This window comes from Desulfosporosinus sp. BICA1-9 (assembly GCF_000802135.1).
The window spans coordinates 16,093-31,567 of record NZ_JUEE01000090.1 but is presented as its reverse complement, the minus strand read 5'-3'; the positions used below and the strand labels follow the sequence as shown (position 1 = coordinate 31,567).

Sequence of the window (15,475 nt, the reverse complement as noted above, 5' to 3'; positions counted from 1 at the left end):
CACTAGAGGTAGATATTTAAAGATCTGAAGTGAAATTTAGATCATAGCATAATTAGTGAAAAGAATTTCTTTCATTTGATGGAAGGATCAATCTTTACCTTTAGGAGAATATTGGATGAATGGGTATTCTGTTCTCTGAATATTAATCCTTTCTTTAGTAGCTACTCAAATTGAATTATTGAAAATATATATGATCAATGTTAATGTTAGCCATAGGGAATTCTAGTAGCAACCATTCATTCAGAAAGGTGGAGTTCAATTGTACTTAACAAGATTTAAATATATTCCTTTAATTGGGACTTTGGGGAACTATAAAAAGGAATATTTTAGTAAAGACTTAATTGCGGCATTGACAGTGGCTGTAGTAGTTATTCCACAGTCTATGGCTTATGCACTGATTGCGGGTGTTAATCCAGTTTATGGTCTCTATACTGCAATCGTATCCACAATTATTGCCTCAGCCTTCGGAAGCTCGAAACACGCGATTGCTGGTCCAACTAATGCCATCGCTTTGCTCGTTGCTGGTAACATGAGTAAATATATGGGACTAGATAACGCCTATGAAATGCTTTTTCTGATGACTTTTATGGTGGGTGTTTTGCAAATCCTTTTTGGAGTCATAAAGCTCGGTAAAGTAATTAACTTTGTATCGCATTCAGTTGTTATTGGTTTTACAGCTGGTGCAGGAGTCTTAATTGGGCTTGGCCAGCTGAGTACACTTTTGAGTATATCAATTAAAGATTCTTCGCATATGTCCACAATGCAGAAGTTTTATTATGTAATGACCCATTTAAGTGAAACTAATTATTACGCACTCGGAATCGGCTTGATAACTATGGCCATAATCATAGTTTGTAAGAAGATCAATAAGAGTCTGCCTGGTGCTTTAATTGGAATTATTGTTACAATCTTACTAATCGTCACTTTTTCTCTGGAACAGAAGGGTGTTAAACTTACGGGTTTTATTCCTTCCTCACTACCACCATTTAAAATGATACAATTCGATTTTGTTGCCATGCAGAACCTTTTCGGAGGCGCTTTAGCTATTGCAATCATAGGACTAGTAGAAGCAATCGCAATCTCAAAATCAATTGCCACTACTTCACGGCAAAAAATTGATGCTAATCAGGAATTTATTGCCCAGGGCCTTGCCAATGCAGGTGGCTCATTCTTCCAAGCTTTTGCTGGTTCTGGTTCATTTACACGGTCAGCCATCAATTATCAAAGTGGTGCAGTTACTAGAATCGCTGGAATCTTGTCAGGTGTGATCGTTGCCCTTGTCCTATTGTTTTTTGCACCTTTTGCCAAATTTATTCCTAATCCTGCCTTAGCAGGTGTGATCCTAGTCATTGCCTATAACATGGTTGATAAAAAAGAAATTAAGCACATTGTAAAAGCAGGTAAATTTAAGTCTGATTCCATCGCTATGTGGGCAACCTGTTTTGCTACAATCCTAATGCCGCACCTTGATCTTGCAATATACTCCGGGATAGCATTATCCATAGCTTTGTATCTAAAAGACACTAATAAAGCTCCTATGAAAATCTTAATTCCCTCCCAGGTGAATACCTCTCAAATTATTGAGAAGGAGATCAAATCGGTTAAGTCAAAAGTAGATATTTTAATTATCCAATTGGAAGGCAATCTTTACTTTGGTTCTTCCGAGGATCTACAAAGTAAGCTTGATGATTTAGTGGATAAATCGAAAGTGTTCATCCTCAGAATGAAGTACGTTGCTTCTATGGATTTAACGGCCCTGAGTTCAATTAAGATTTTTATCAGGACTGTAAAAGAAGCTGGGGGAATAGTTATCATATGTGGTGTGAAGTCAGAACTTAACTCATTGCTTACCAATTCCAACGTTATCGCAGATGTTGGTGAGGAGAATATTTTCATGTCAGAAAATGAGATCTTCGCTTCTTCCACCAATGCCTTAGAAAAGGCAAGAGCCGCCCTTAATTGTGATGATAACGGAGAAAAATCTGCTGCATGTACATTACTTGAGTCTGTTACCAATTTTAATGGAGGTAATAGTACGACGAACAAGAACTCCGCTTCATTATAAAACGGGATTATGAACAATTTAATAGTGAATTGTAGTGATAATCTTTTAAAAAAGTGTTAAAATATTGCAATATACAGCATAAGCTGTTACGACAGTTCTACAACTATTTAAGTAAAGTAATTTTGGGAGGGGGTATTGGACATGTCAGATTCAAAGTTTAACGTTCTTCTCTATTCAGATGGATCACAACAGGCTTTGTCGGCAGCCGTTTACACTGCTAATTTGCTTAAGAACATGCCGAATATGCAGCTAACTGTCGTGCAAGTACAAGAAAGCGATGAAGGCTCAACGGGGGTGGAATATAATTGGAAAGATACTTGGCCAGTTAGCCCTACCACAGAGTGGATGAAACGCGTCATCGATGAATCCGACCCGGTAGCTAATAAATTATATGAGAAGATACTTACGAAAACAAACAAATTATTTCTAGAGCGATCTGAGGATGTTGGTCACCAAGTTATATATAGCAATCCGAGTATCTCAGATTCGGTAGACGCGCTACTTGAGTATGCAGAGAAGAAACGATTTCAATTAATTATTATGGGTACAAGAGGATTAACAACTCTAAAAGGCTTGATATTCGGTTGTTTGGCGCATAATGTGCTGAATAGGTCCCCAATACCAGTCTTATTAGTTAAGAAGCTTCCTCAAGAATTTATTGATGAATATATCTCAGAAACTTAATTTGTAACACTAATTAACCTGAAAAACATTGAATTACGCTGAGATGCCCCATGGATTTATCCATGGGGGCATCTCAGCGTAAAGACACAATAGTAATCGAAATAAAAATCCCTTATTGTAGATGTCCTATACATCAAGAGCAAGAGGGGAGACTATTCATAACTCTGTTATCGGTATGGGATTAGTCTAAAGTCAAATACCTAAGTATCACTCTGGAAGAGGATTGACACAAGGGTATTTGACTTTAGACTAAACATCTTCAAATTAAGCTATAATTTTAGGCCATGTTTATTCATGCGATATAGTAGGGTTGGACGAGAAATTCCAAGATATTTAGCGGCCTTGGTCTGGTTATAATTATGCTTTTCTAATGCCTTAATAAAAAGATGTTTCTCCAACTCTTCTAAGGAGAAGCCACTCTCGGGAAGATTAATAATTGGCGAAGTCTCCTCAACGATATCTAATAATTCCTTAGGCAAGTGTATGGGTTGAATCTCATTACTCTGGCAAACAATAAGGGGTCTTTCAATTGCGTTTTGAAGCTCTCTTATGTTACCGGGCCAGTCGTAGCGAGTTAAAATTTTCATTGCCTCCGAAGAAATTTTTTTACTATGAGAAGGATCGAATTTTCCCAGGAAATGATTCACGAGCAAAGGAATATCTTCCTTTCGTGATCTTAGGGGTGGCATTTTAATATGCATGACATTTAAGCGATAATAGAGGTCCTCTCTGAAGGTTCCGTTAGAGATGGCTGTGGAAAGCTCAGAATTAGTGGTGGCGATAACCCGAACATCGACCTGGATGGTTTGAGTTCCCCCGACTCTTTCAAAGCATCTTTCCTGCAGAACCCGCAGTAATTTCACCTGCATGCTTATTGGCATATCTCCGATCTCATCCAAAAAAATAGTGCCTTTATCAGCCATTTCAAAACGGCCCTTCTTCTTAATGGTAGCGCCAGTAAAGGCACCTTTTTCGTGGCCAAATAGCTCGCTTTCCAATAATTGTTCCGGAAGTGCAGCACAGTTTACCGCCACAAAGGGCATAAAAGCACGGTTACTGGCTTTATGTATTTCAACAGCAGCCACTTCTTTACCTGTTCCACTTTCTCCTGTTATCAAAACTGTGGCATTTGTTTTTGCAACCTGCTGAATTAGGAGGGCAACCTCTTTAATGGCCTCACTTTGTCCAATCATTTTACCGTATTTCTTACCTAATTCTTGACGCAAAAAATTAAGCTCGTTCTCTAAGCTAGACAAATGCAAGGCCTGTTTAACTTGAAGCTTTAATTCATCAAGTTTAAAGGGCTTGGTAATGTAATCCGTTGCTCCAATTTTCATGGCCTCAATCGCAGTTTCGATGGATCCGTGGGCAGTAATCATAATGACAGGTATATTTGGGTAAGTACTTTTTAGTTTTCTTAGTACCTCAATGCCATCAATATCAGGTATCTTTAAATCCAATATCACCGTCGAGGGTTCAGTTTCTAGGGCCATTTCAATACCTTGTAAACCTCTTGTTGCCGTTGATACTTGATATCCCTCGTGACTTAATGCCCTCTCTAGGGCCCAGCACATTCTTTCTTCATCATCAATTACCAGAATTCTTGGTATCATGATTATCACTCCCATAGGAAAATTATGAAATGATAGGTAGCTTAATAATAAAAGCCGCTCCTTTATTAGGGACGCTATCCACTTCGATCATTCCGCCATGTAACTTTATACTTTGATAAGAGATTGATAGTCCTAGACCAGTACCAGCTTCTTTGGTTGTATAGAAGGGGTCAAATATTTTAAGCATTTCTTCTTCTGAGATACCTTCGCCAGTATCAGACATATTGATAATGATCATCTCATCCGTTTGGCTGGTTGTAATTTCTAGGAGACCGCCTGCAGGCATAGCCTCAGCAGCATTGACAATAATATTTACAAATACCTGTTTAAGTTTTTCGGTATCAGCAAGGATTTTGGGGAGTTTATTATCCAGCTGCAATTGAACCTTTACCTTTTGTTTTCGTAACATCGCAGCTGAAAAGGAAAGGACTCCCATTATTAAATCATTAATTGAACATTCTTTAATCGCTACTTTGGTAGGACGGCCGAAATCTAATAGTTCTTGAATTACCATATCCTGTCTTTCCACTTGCTCATCTATGGCTCTTGTAAATTCTTCAATACCAGTCATTTGGGAGTATTCCTGCTTCATAAGTTCGACTAAGGTCTTGATAATCCCGATGGGGTTACGCAATTCGTGCGCTACCCCCGTAACTAAACGACCTAGGGCAATAAGATGTTCAGATTGCCTAAGTTGATCTTCCAACTTTTCCTTTTGGGTTAGGCTTACGGCCATCCGGTTCACTGCTCGGGCTACTTGACCTAGTTCTCCAGACATTTCTGGTAACAAATGATGGATATCATTTTCCATACGATGCAATCCCTGCTTTAATCTGTCCACTCCGCTGGTGATATTCTTAATTGTCCTTAAAGTAGCAATCATAACCAATGCCAGAACGCCTAAGGTGAAGTAACGCAGCAATTTTCGATAGAAACTACTTTGATAAAAAAAGGGGTTAAGCCTTTCTCCCGCCCACATAACGGCTACCACTTTTCCTTTTACTACAACAGGTGAAATGTACTCAACTACTTGGTCATCTAAAGAACCAGAAATTCGAAAGAGTGGTTCATTGCCCATCTCAGCAGCTACAAGACCCGATTTAGTATTGTCAAATATCTCTCTCTCCCTCAGAGTTTCTTCTTCTGGTGAGAGATTACGATAGTTATGCAGGAACCCTAAGACCGTAATCTTATCTGTCAGGGGAACATATAAACCGAAGCGAATACCTGAATTTGACGGTATGTAGGGTTCTACAACCTGAGTAAACTCATTGTGCAGAAGGGTTGATGAGATATGTTCTGGCTCAATCCCTAAAGAATCTAGCTTTATCGAGAGTTCTAGATTTGTGCTTTTTACGAGGGCTGTCAGTCTCTGCTCTTTGTCTAAAAAGATAACTCGATCCGTCTGTGAAGCGAAAAAGATATCATACATCAAGGCCAATAATGGTACCAGCATGATAACTGCAAAAATTATTACTAACTGATTGGTAAGACTTTTTCTCTTGAACGACAATAGTAAATCCTTATAGCTCATCAAATCACCTCCATTAAGTGCGAGGATGATAATCGATCAATAGAATTATATACTACAGATTATTGTAGGAAATGATACATATGCCATAATTCCCTAGAAGACTCTAAAAATGGAAGCGTAAAGATATAAATCGGCCTAAATAAGGTATTTCAACAGATATTTAAAACTGAGAAGTGTAGCATTTGATACACTTATTTTATTACGGAACTGGAAAAACCCGAATTTTAAGGTAATTAAAGTTGGCATCGAATTTGCTATCTAATATAGAGAATTATATCACAAACAAAGGAGGGAAGATATCTCTTTTATAGCACCTTTTTTAACAAACAAACAAAGGAGAGATGGCATATGAGTGGAGCACCCAAAGCAACCTTATCAAAAACAATTCTATTCTTAGGTTTATCTATTTGTGCTTATTTGGTAATTTTCTTTAATATTGAGCCGTTGAATCAATTCTTCTTAAGTAAAGCAGTAATTCCTGCTTTCTGCCTTCTAGGTACCGTAATTGCAATTGCATTTCTGTATGGGACTGCAGTATCTAATGTTTTAAGTATACTCGGTTTAGATAGCGATCATTAGAAAGGGGGACGTATTAATGGCAGGCGAAACGATAAGTCTAATTGGAGAAGTTATGACATTCATAGATATCACCCCGAAGGCAGCATTTTCTATGGCAGGACTTGGATTTTTAGGGGGGATGTTAAGTGGTTTTATTGGAAGCGGGGGTGCCTTTATAATGACCCCAGGTATGATGGCCCTTGGGGTTCCGGGCATCGTTGCGGTAAGTTCAAACCTGGCCCACAAATTTGGCAAGGCAATGGTTGGGGCAAGAAAGCACTCCAAAATGGGAAATGTGGATGCACGGTTGGGAATTTTCATGGTTGCGTTCCTTTTAATAGGCGTTAAGTTAGCAGTCTTCCTTAACGAGCATATATTTAACACTTTAGGTAAGGCTGGTTCTAACCTGTATATAAGTTTGGTATTTGTTGTACTCTTATCGGGTCTTTCCCTCTTTATTTTGAGAGATATATTTAATCCTAATCATAAAAAGGGAGCCAATAAACCCACGGGATTTGCTGAAAAACTTGCTAAAATTAATATCCCGCCGATGATTCATTTTAAAGTAGCTAATGTTCGAGTATCCTTATGGTTCGTTGCTATTATTGGATTGGCAACCGGTTGGTTAGCAGGTACTGTCGGTGTGGGCGGATTTATTGGAGTTCCTGCCATGATTTATGTCTTAGGTATTCCTACGATGGTGGCTGCAGGGACAGAATTATTCTTAGCAATTTTCTCAGGGGCCTTTGGAGCCTTTAACTATGCCTTGAATGGTTTTGTGGACATTCGTTTGGTCTTACTACTTTACTTAGGTTCACTGTTAGGCTTGCATATTGGGGCTAATGCTACTAAAATGGTTTCTGAAATGCAAATTAAATTTGTAATGGCAGTAGTTATCGGTATGTCTGCTGTAAGCAGGGCTTTCGCCATTCCCAAATATTTAGTGGATCTTCAAATGGCTAATTTTTCTGCAGGAGTTGCCCGTGTTCTTGATTTGGCTGCTACGGTTACTTTGTATGGTGGTGCTATAGTTGGAGTAATAATGATTTGCCGTTATATTATGCGTTTTAAACAGGGCCAAAAGTTGAAGACTCATACTATTCATCTTAAAGAACATTCAAATCGAGATTCAGCATAAGGAATTTATTTAGACTCCTTATGAGCTTCTTACAATTGGAAACTAATTTATAACTAAGAATGGTATAGTTACTTAAACTAGAATGAGGTGATGTTAATATGGAAGATGGTAAGTTATTAAAGGTGCTTCTTTATTTTGATGGTTCACGGCATTCCTTTTCCGCAGCAGTTTATACTGCCAACCTCTTTAATAGGATACCGAACATGTCTTTAACCGTCTTGCATGTCCGAGAAAATGTTGAAGGGTCTAAACAAGAAGAGTATAATTTGATGGAAATCTGGTCGACTGATCTTAATTCGGATTGGGCAAAAAGCTTATTAGAAAAGGTAGATGTGGATAAACGCAGCCAGTATTCTGAAATTATAGCCAAGACTAATCAAATATTTTCTGAGAGAGGGCATAATGTCAATCAACAGATTATCTTTGCCAATGCGAATATTCCCGATACAGTAGATGCGATTATCGATTATGCAACCAACAAAGGATTTGAACTAATTATTATGGGTACACGAGGGCTAACTAGCCTAAAAGGTTTAATATATGGTAGTTTAGCGCATAGTGTGCTCAATAAATCAGATATACCAGTTTTGTTAATCAAGAAACTTCCTCAAGAGTTTGTCGATGGTTTTTGCTCCTCCTCTTCAGGGAAATCTTCATCCCCTCGTACCAAAGAACGGAGTGATCATTTACATCTGGCAAAATCAATATAATCCAGATAGGAAAAAAATTAGTCCAGGAGAGAAAAAAACCTCTCCTGGACTTTATTTTATAGACAGAATCCTATGCCACATCGCTGTAGCACTGCTGAATGCAAATTGGCTATTTCAGGTTACTTTATATCCATCAGTGGATATACTTTAAATTCTAAAGGCAAAGTTACCATCTTTAAAGATGGGGACTTCTTCTTCATCAACAGTAAACCCTATGATATCAAGATCGCTAGTCCCAATCATAAAGTCAACGTGCACAAGTGAATCATTGACTCCCGCTTGCTCTAATTCTTTTGGTGTTAAATTTGCGCCATTTTCAAGACACACAGGGTAGGCTTTGCCAATCGCTAAATGGCAGGACGCGTTTTCATCAAAGAGGGTATTAAAGAACAAAATCTTTGAGTTTGAAATCGGAGAATCAAACGGAACAAGAGCTACCTCGCCGAGATAATGTGAACCCTCGTCTGTTTCAATAATGTTCTTAAGTGTTTCGAATCCTTTCTGGGCACTGAAGTCAATAATTCTGCCGTCCTTGAAGGTTAAGGAAAATTGTTCAATTAGGTTTCCATTGTAATTCAAGGGCATAGAAGAAACAACAATACCATTAACCCCTGTTTTTTCAGGTAATGTAAACACCTCTTCAGTGGGCAGATTAGCGATAAATTCTAATCCATCAGGTGTATACTCCGAACCCCCAAGCCAAGTATAGTTATCCGGGAGGTTAATTCTCAAGTCAGTACCCAGTGAATTCTTATAGTGAAGAGATTTTAAGGCAGAGGAATTCAAAAAGTCTAGTCTGGTTTTAAGATTCGCTTTGTGCTCCTGCCAAGAAGTATCCGGATTTTGAGTGTCGACGCGCACCGTTTTCAAGATGACCTCCCATAGCTTCTCAATCGACTTCTCTTCAGAAAGGTGAGGAAAGACTTTCATAGCCCAAGCTGCAGTCGGTATTGAAACAACGCACCAAACATTTTTATTGCTCATTAGCCGTTCCCTATAGTCTTTGAGAGCTGTACTGCTGGCTTTTTGAGCCTTAGTCATTCTATCGGGGTTGACATCCTTCATAAGCTCAGGGTCTGAAGCAGAGATGCTTAAGAAAGCTGCTCCTTGGTGAACATAAGAAAGATAAAATTCCTTCTGCCAAGCTGGGAACTCTTCAAAAACTTCTTCTGGAGCATGTAAGAATCGAATTTTGGAAAACAGTTCATCTTTCCATTGGATCACGACGTCTCGTGCACCAGCCTCATAAGCCACTTGAGAAACCAAACGTGTAAAGGGCGCACATTCGATCGGAGAAGTAATGACTAGCATTTGCTTAGGCTGTAGGTTTAAACCTGTTTTTACAATAAGGTGAGCATATTTTCTGATTAAATCGTTATCCATAAAGGCTCCTTTCAATATTCAAGGATACTTGAACCAGCAAAGAGTAAATCGTTTTAACTTTAATTTAACTAAGATCGAGTATCTAAGATGAGAAATTATACCATATTATACAGGGTGGATACAAAATTAGCCATATCGGCCGAAAGGCAATGTGGGAAGATATAGATATTAAGATATTTTCATTAGAAATTATGATATAATTTATAAAAATTTATTCTGAAGGAGCAATAAAATGATAAAACATTTGGAAGATTTGAGAAAAGATACAGTTTCTGAATTCCGTGGGGGGAAAGGCGTAATCCAGATGACACACTTTCTGGACGTTGAAAAAGACGAATTTAAAGGCAAAGGTCGGTTATTTGCTAAAAATGTCTTAAAACCTGGCACATCCATTGGTCTGCATGAACACGTTGGAGATTCCGAAACCTATGTGATTCTAAGTGGAGAAGGTCTGGTTAATGATAATGGAGACCAAAAAGTTGTTAAACCTGGAGATGTGATCATTACAAGAAATGGAGAAAAACACTCTATTACAAATACCGGAACGTTTGACTTGGAATTTCTGGCCTTAATCTTATTCGATTAGTAAGGTTGAGAGCTTGGCTGTTCTCAAGTCCTTTGGATTTATTGGAAAATCTATAGATAGGTGATATAATTCCCTTGTTGAGAAAATTTGTCATAGGGATAATAGTTGTTGGACGTTACAGTTCGGAGCTTAGGAGTATGAACTATTAGAAAGGTAGGATTAAATAATGGCGGTAAGACTTAGTAAAGGGCAGAAAATTGACCTCACGAAAAGTAATCCGAACTTGAAAGAAATTATCGTTGGGTTAGGCTGGGATTCGAACCAAGCGTCAAGTAGTTATAGCTTTGACTTAGATGCCTCGGCTTTTTTAATGGGATCGAACGGTAAAGTGAAAGATGAAAACGATCTTGTCTTTTACAACAATCCCTCAGGTGGACAAGGTTCTGTAAAGCACAGTGGGGATAACAAGAAAGGCTCCGGCGAGGGTGATGACGAGCAGATTCATATAAATCTCACGGCAGTGCCTACATATATCGAGCGGATTGCTTTTACAATAACCATTAATGACGCTCAAATGAAACGGCAGAGTTTTGGAGATATCAAAAATGCTTATGTGCGTATTTTGAACGGTGGCACGAAGGAATTACTCCTTAAATACGAGCTAGGGCAGGAATTTTCCGTGGAAACCGCTATTGTCGCTGCAGAAATATATCGACATTCTGGAGAATGGAAATTTAACGCTATTGGGAGCGGGTTCCAGGGCGGATTGGCTGCTCTCTGTGGCAATTTCGGGTTAGAGGTAGAGGAAGAACAACCTTCAGCCAGCGCTAATAGATCGGTGAGTAATAGTTACGGAAACACAGGAAATACGAACTTTGCAACGAGTACATCAGCTGTGCCTTACAGTAGTACCCAAAACCATAATCAAAATCAGTATCATAACTCACAGTCCTATGGACAAACTCAAACTAATTCCCAGCCCTATGGTCAATCGAATTATAGTGGTCATTCGGCGAATCAAGCTGGTATGGCCTGCCCACGTTGCCATTCAAATCAGGTGACTGCCGGTAAAAAAGGATTTGGCATTGGCAAAGCTGCAATCGGCGGTATTTTGTTAGGCCCAGTCGGGTTATTGGCTGGATTTATTGGCAGTAAAAATGTGGAATTTGTTTGCCTGAGCTGTAAAGAGCGTTGGAATTCCGGAAGTAACACGAATACCGCAGAGTGGCTACAGAAGCAAGCCGAAAATGCCCGTGGTGTTGTGAACAAGTATATGGGGAAAGACCTTACAGAGGCCTTGGTCGCTGGTAGCGCTTTAGTAGCTATAGCAGACGGGTTTATAGACCCTTCGGAAAGGGAGAAGCTCATTGATTATTTCCGCACTAGTCAGGAAATGAAAGGGATTAATATTAATGAAGTAGATTCCCGATTTAATTACTTTGTTCAGCGAATTCAGAATGACCGTATGCTAGGTAAGGCGGAAGCATTGCGGACAATTGGTAAGTTAGCGAGTAAACCAGAAGCTGCGCGTTTGGTGGTACGCTTGTGCTGTGCAATCGGTTTTGCTGATGGGGAATTTGCTCCGGTAGAAAAGCAGACTGTAGAGGAAATATGCCGCGAGGTTCACTTGGATCCCAGGGAGTTTATATTCTAAGCGTTTGTATTTTAGGTTGTTGCATAGTTGATACAATGTAGAAAATACACACCGAATAGTGGTGCTTATGCAAACTAATTATTGGAGTTGCTTGTAAACCCTTGGAATTGGTCACAAGAAATAAAATAGATAAGTCCGAATTAACACATGTATTGTAAATTCGGACTTATCTATTTTATTAGACGATTTCAACACTTAAGAATTCATGTTTTTGTGGCTTATTAAAGGAAAGTGACCAAGAGAAAAGTATTTGGGAGAAGTTCATCAATGGCGGGGATATTGATACTACGAAATTACAGTTAGAAGTTTTAGATTCATGGCAAAGGTGTAAAAAAAGGAGATTTCCGAGCGGATTTGTACTACCGCATCAACGTTGTCAGCATTGAACTACCGCCCTTGCGAGAGAGAAAAGGGGATATCTCTCTTTTAATAGCTCACTTTGTCCAAAAAATGTCAGAACGAATGGAAAAGAAAATAGAGATTATTACCCCGGATGTATATAGAAACTGTGCACTGTATGATTGGCCAGGAAATGTACGCGAATTACAGAACATAATCGAACGGGCTGTGACTTTAGTAGAGGGAAACACAATAAGTTCGCATTTATTCCCAGAAAGATTAGCTAAATTATCGGATGACTTTCCTCATACCCCAGAGGCTCGCAAACTTAAAGATTATAGAAAGACGTTAGAACATGACGCGATTCAAGCGTGCATTGAAACATGTGGAGGTAATATGACCCAGGTGGCCAAAGAACTTGGTATTTCCCGCCCCACACTTTACCGTAAACTAAAGGAACTTGGATAAAATACGAAATTGTTAAACAAATGAGACACGTATCAAGATTACGTGTCTCATTTGTTTAACACTAGTAAAATTGAGGTTATTAAATCATGGAGTTGAATGATCTTACTATATTCCAAATAGGTTAGGGGATGAAATGGCACATCTTACGAATGTATGCTAATCATTAAATTCAATGGAATCAACTTTTTTCTATCAAACACTTGAGTTTTAAATATCAAGTGTTTCTTTTTTATTACACATATAATAGAGCACTGCTAAAAAACCTTGAATTTTCATAACTTTCTGAATTGGCACGGGTCTTGCAATGTTTCTACGTTAAACTAGAGGATTTTTTGTGCTTGCTTTAATGACTTTTCAAGCATGAATTAAGGTGGTGGATTTACAAAAACAATAAAACAACACAATAATAGTTGAATTAATTTTTGAGGAGAGTGGAATTTCAATGTCAGATAAGTTTAAAAATCTTATGTCACCTCTAAAAATTGGTCCTGTAGAACTAAAAAATCGTGTAGTTCTCGCCCCAATGAATGAGACAATGTCAGGCTACCAAGGGCAGGCAACGGAGGAGATGAATTCTTACTTTGCCGCTAGAGCGAAGGGTGGGACCGGACTTATTACAACAGGTGCGATCATGGGGACGAGGCTGGCGGCTAAATATGTGTGGCAGCGTAACCTTAACCTTTATGAATTAGGCCATGTTCAAGGACTTCATCAACTAACCGAACGGGTTCATCATTTCGGTGCTCAGATTGCTGCCCAGATGACAATTGGCTTTGGCAGGCAAGGTCATTCAAATGATCACCATGACCTTGCGCCAGCAGCTACGGGAGGCCTTCCCTATGAAATGTCTTTAGATATGCAGCCGGTTGCGGTTGCAGCAGGTTGCCGAAAGTTTGAAAGTCCCCGTGCGAATTTGATAGGTCAGAATACACGGGAGATGACAATTGATGAGATAAGAAGCGAACAGAAAGAGTTCGCTCATAGTTGTCAGTTAGCCGGAATAGCTGGCTTTGACGCAATAGAGCTTCATGGGCCTCATGGTTACCTGGAGCATCAGTTTCTTTCGCCTTTGACTAATAAGAGAACCGATATGTATGGCGGTTCTTGGAGAAACCGTAAGCGTTTTTTGCTCGAGGTTAGTGAACAAGTACGTTATGCCATGGGTACTGGTGTAGCGGTTGGTTGCCGCATAAGTGCCGAGGAACACGTAGAAGGAGGTCTTACTCGCGAGGAGATGATAGACGTTGCCCTAGACCTGCAAGCCCTTGGAATAGACTACATCAGTCTTTCTGATGGCGGCGGATATGAGGATGCTGGGCATTTGGTTCCTGAAGCTAACCGTGCAGAGCATTTCCCGGACCAAGCGGCCGAGTTCAAAAGGGCTTTGAAGGTCCCTGTGATCTGTACTTCGATACATGATCCGTTACTTGCTGAGTCAATGTTGGTAGAGGGTAAAGCAGACTTAATAGCTATGGGAAGGCAGCTATTCTGTGATCCGGAGTGGGTTAATAAAGTTGCCGAGGATCGTATTCAGGACATTGTTCGCTGCAAGCGTTGCAATATTTGCCTTACTAGATGCTTGGCCGGAGTCCCCCCCCGCTGCCCTTTTAACCCTAATCTTGGCAGGGAATGGGCAATGGATGAATACAAGATTGGTCCACGCACGAAGAATGAGCCTATGATGCCACGGGCTTTAGGAGCAGGAATGCCGGCCTTGGATCGCCCTTGGTGGAAGAAGGAACTATCGTATATGGAAGATAGTCAGTATGTTTTCCGTGGTCCTGGTCCCCGTTAATTGATGCTAGGAGAGGGAGGCTGTTTCTATAAGGTACTTTCTAAATGGGAATAGCCAAATTCTTGCAGCAAGTTGACATAAATTTTATCCTGGAGAAAGGGGCTCTAGATGAAAAGGATTTTAGGGTTGGTTGCTTCCCAACGCAAAACGGCCAATGGTGAAATACTTCTTAAAGAGGCAGCTGCCGCAGCAGGGGACGAATACGAACTGGAATTGATCCGGTTGGCCGAATGGCGATTCGAACCCTGCAGGGGGTGTTTTACCTGCCTTCTTCCAGATAAATCTTGTCCTATCGACGATGATCTTTATCCCCTGGCAGATAAAATAAAGGCAGCCGACGGGATAATTTTGGCATCACCCTGTTATGCCTTAGGTCCTGCTTCTGTTACCAAACTAATAGGGGACAGAATCATTGCGCTGAACCAGCTGCTTGAGGATTTCTGGGGAAAACCCTGTGTTATTATTGCTACTGCCGGAAATCATGGCTGGGAAGGCTATACCCTCTCTGCGTTGATTACCACAGCTAGAAATATGGGGTTAGGAGTAAAAGATGCCTGTATGTTCATAGGGGCATTGCCCGGTGAAGCCGTTTTGGCAGAAGGTGTTCGGGGACGAGTAAGGCTGTTGGGCAGCCGATTGTTTGATGAAGCTCGTCCACCCGAGGAGGGTGAGTGTCCAAGCTGCTGGGCGGATATTTGGAAGTTTCCTCAGCCTGGAATAGCTATTTGTTCCTTATGCGGCCAAGTAGCTGACCTTATTGCTGGGAGAGATGGGGTTATATGGATATTCGGACCTCGCAGCGACAGACAAACGAAAGAGGGGCTTGTACGTCATAACCAAGAGCTGAAGGGTAAGGTTAAAGAGTATTTTTCCCGCCGTGAAGAACTGACTGTTGTCAGAAAGGCTTATAAAGGGGAAGACAACTGGCTTAAACCGCGAACTAAATGAGCAGTTCCTTGAATTCCGATAAATTGGGCTGTTTGAAGAGTATCCTCTTGGTCCTGACAT

13 protein-coding genes and 1 pseudogene are annotated in these 15,475 nt (G+C 40.0%); 11 read left to right on the top strand and 3 right to left on the bottom strand.

Features of this window, described 5'->3' with window-relative positions; genetic code table 11:
* The first annotated feature begins 259 nt into the window (after positions 1–259).
* Positions 260–2,065, top strand: a complete 1,806-nt coding sequence (locus tag JL57_RS12305; RefSeq protein WP_034142342.1) for a SulP family inorganic anion transporter — start codon at positions 260–262, stop codon at positions 2,063–2,065.
* A gap of 141 nt (positions 2,066–2,206) precedes the next feature.
* Positions 2,207–2,749, top strand: a complete 543-nt coding sequence (locus JL57_RS12300) for a universal stress protein (RefSeq protein WP_034142341.1) — start codon at positions 2,207–2,209, stop codon at positions 2,747–2,749.
* Between the two features lie 269 nt (positions 2,750–3,018).
* On the opposite strand, the gene JL57_RS12295 is transcribed toward JL57_RS12300, so the two are convergent.
* Positions 3,019–4,362 carry a sigma-54 dependent transcriptional regulator gene (locus JL57_RS12295; RefSeq protein WP_034142340.1) on the bottom strand — a complete coding sequence of 448 codons (1,344 nt, stop codon included), beginning with the start codon at positions 4,360–4,362 and terminating at the stop codon, positions 3,019–3,021.
* A gap of 22 nt (positions 4,363–4,384) precedes the next feature.
* On the bottom strand, positions 4,385–5,896 hold the full coding sequence (locus JL57_RS12290) for a sensor histidine kinase (protein ID WP_291300010.1): 1,512 nt from the start codon (positions 5,894–5,896) through the stop codon (positions 4,385–4,387).
* Positions 5,897–6,244: 348 nt separating this feature from the next.
* Here JL57_RS12290 and JL57_RS12285 point away from each other — a divergent pair, with 348 nt between their 5' ends.
* The 3 genes from JL57_RS12285 (at position 6,245) to JL57_RS12275 (ending at position 8,302) form a co-directional block, all read left to right on the top strand.
* Positions 6,245–6,475, top strand: a complete 231-nt coding sequence (locus JL57_RS12285) for a hypothetical protein (RefSeq protein WP_034142339.1) — start codon at positions 6,245–6,247, stop codon at positions 6,473–6,475.
* Between the two features lie 16 nt (positions 6,476–6,491).
* Positions 6,492–7,592 carry a sulfite exporter TauE/SafE family protein gene (locus tag JL57_RS12280; RefSeq protein ID WP_034142338.1) on the top strand — a complete coding sequence of 367 codons (1,101 nt, stop codon included), beginning with the start codon at positions 6,492–6,494 and terminating at the stop codon, positions 7,590–7,592.
* A gap of 98 nt (positions 7,593–7,690) precedes the next feature.
* Entirely contained in the window at positions 7,691–8,302 is a 612-nt protein-coding gene (locus JL57_RS12275) for a universal stress protein (RefSeq protein ID WP_034142337.1), read from the top strand.
* Positions 8,303–8,449: 147 nt separating this feature from the next.
* Here the strand turns inward: JL57_RS12275 and JL57_RS12270 are convergent, their stop codons facing one another.
* Positions 8,450–9,685: an aminopeptidase gene (locus JL57_RS12270; protein WP_034142336.1), complete on the bottom strand. Its 1,236-nt coding sequence runs from the start codon at positions 9,683–9,685 to the stop codon at positions 8,450–8,452.
* A 232-nt stretch (positions 9,686–9,917) separates the two neighbouring features.
* Between JL57_RS12270 and JL57_RS12265 the strand changes: the two genes are divergently transcribed.
* The 6 genes and pseudogenes from JL57_RS12265 to JL57_RS12245 all read left to right on the top strand — a co-directional run bounded on the left by JL57_RS12265 (position 9,918) and on the right by JL57_RS12245 (position 15,415).
* Positions 9,918–10,271, top strand: a complete 354-nt coding sequence (locus JL57_RS12265) for a cupin domain-containing protein (protein ID WP_034142335.1) — start codon at positions 9,918–9,920, stop codon at positions 10,269–10,271.
* Positions 10,272–10,434: 163 nt separating this feature from the next.
* Positions 10,435–11,016: pseudogene (locus JL57_RS36380) on the top strand (TerD family protein); the annotation flags it as partial.
* A 222-nt stretch (positions 11,017–11,238) separates the two neighbouring features.
* On the top strand, positions 11,239–11,865 hold the full coding sequence (locus JL57_RS36375) for a TerB family tellurite resistance protein (RefSeq protein ID WP_366557017.1): 627 nt from the start codon (positions 11,239–11,241) through the stop codon (positions 11,863–11,865).
* A 354-nt stretch (positions 11,866–12,219) separates the two neighbouring features.
* Positions 12,220–12,672: a helix-turn-helix domain-containing protein gene (locus tag JL57_RS12255; protein ID WP_291300009.1), complete on the top strand. Its 453-nt coding sequence runs from the start codon at positions 12,220–12,222 to the stop codon at positions 12,670–12,672.
* Positions 12,673–13,114: 442 nt separating this feature from the next.
* The gene (locus JL57_RS12250; protein WP_291300008.1) at positions 13,115–14,467 is read left to right on the top strand and encodes an NADH:flavin oxidoreductase; all 1,353 of its coding nucleotides are present in this window, start codon (positions 13,115–13,117) and stop codon (positions 14,465–14,467) included.
* A 108-nt stretch (positions 14,468–14,575) separates the two neighbouring features.
* Positions 14,576–15,415, top strand: a complete 840-nt coding sequence (locus tag JL57_RS12245; protein WP_034142333.1) for a flavodoxin family protein — start codon at positions 14,576–14,578, stop codon at positions 15,413–15,415.
* Positions 15,416–15,475: the final 60 nt, after the last annotated feature.